Origin of the sequence: Mesorhizobium sp. M7A.F.Ca.CA.004.06.1.1 (assembly GCF_003999135.1) — a bacterium.
Classification (GTDB): Bacteria; Pseudomonadota; Alphaproteobacteria; order Rhizobiales; family Rhizobiaceae; genus Mesorhizobium.
In genome coordinates this window covers 1-911 of sequence record NZ_RZPQ01001256.1, presented here as the reverse complement: position 1 = coordinate 911, position 911 = coordinate 1, and the positions used below count along the sequence as shown (strand labels likewise).

At 65.0% G+C, this 911-nt stretch carries 2 protein-coding genes and 1 pseudogene; 1 reads left to right on the top strand and 2 read right to left on the bottom strand.

The window, feature by feature from the left end:
- A pseudogene (locus EN906_RS35595) lies at nt 1–191 on the top strand (hypothetical protein); the annotation flags it as partial.
- 20 nt (nt 192–211) lie between these two features.
- Here the strand turns inward: EN906_RS35595 and EN906_RS35590 are convergent.
- Together EN906_RS35590 and EN906_RS35585 are read right to left on the bottom strand one after the other, a co-directional pair.
- Nucleotides 212–751 (bottom strand): hypothetical protein, encoded by a 540-nt coding sequence (locus EN906_RS35590; protein ID WP_127271658.1) that lies wholly within the window; start codon nt 749–751, stop codon nt 212–214.
- Nucleotides 744–866 carry a hypothetical protein gene (locus EN906_RS35585; RefSeq protein ID WP_245484413.1) on the bottom strand — a complete coding sequence of 41 codons (123 nt, stop codon included), beginning with the start codon at nt 864–866 and terminating at the stop codon, nt 744–746. Before EN906_RS35585 ends, EN906_RS35590 begins: the two co-directional genes overlap by 8 nt.
- Nucleotides 867–911 lie beyond the last annotated feature (45 nt).

The window sequence follows — 911 nt, the reverse complement described above, 5'->3', positions numbered from 1 at the left end:
CCAGATGGGCGTTTGGGCAGGGCAGCGCCGTGTGGGCGCTGCTGAACTGGCGGTTCCTGTTTGCCGCGGCGGTCGTCGGTTGTCACTTCGTCATGAACGAGCTGCGCCGCAACGTGCTGCTGCGCAGCCTGTTCTTCGTGGTCTTTGCCGCCGCAACGCTGGCCTGCCTGTTCGGGTCGTTCACGCTCTGACCGGATCGCACTGCCGTCGGCTAGTCGGTTGATCCGGTCGCGATGTTGCTGGCGGCCGTTTCCATCCATGTCCAGAGATAAGTGGCAAGACCGCGGTCGACATGGATGCGCAGCTTGCCGTCAAGACGATAGACGACGGCGCTGATGCCGGCGAAGGAAAGTGCTGCACTGGCACTTGGCTTCGCGGGATCGAGCGTCGTTCCACGCGCGATGAAAGCGTCGAGCGCCATGCCCTCGGCCTCGAATATTTGCAACCCAGCGCTGATCGCCGTCACCGCGAACCCGTCTGCATGCCAGCCCGTGGCGATGGCGAGCGGGCTCTTCGATACGACGAGCAACCGGTCGCGCGCCAGCCGCGCCGCGTAGCGGTCGCCCTGTGCGATACCAAAGGCACCCACGCCAGTCCCGCCGATGCTGGAAGCCCGTGTCCACGCGTCGAGGTCGCCGCTGACCATCAACTGGTTGAGGTCGAGGACGGCTCGTATCGCAAGATCCGGCGTGGCGATGACTGCGCTCTGCCAGTCCGGAGTAATGGACCATTTTTCCGCGAGATCACGCATGCAGCCGGTCTCCTGCCGGGTCGAAGGCGCAAGGGGCGGTAATCGTCGCCTTGCTGATCTTGCCGAGATGCTGGATGTCTATCGTCTCGCCATGCCGCGTCGCACCGCGCTCGATCAGGCCAAGCGCAACCGGGCGGCCGAGCGTCGGGCTGTGGTAGCT

What these genes read in the sequence shown, in the direction of transcription:
- EN906_RS35590 (WP_127271658.1), bottom strand. Translation starts at nt 751, where the DNA reads ATGCGTGATCTCGCGGAAAAATGGTCCATTACTCCGGACTGGCAGAGC.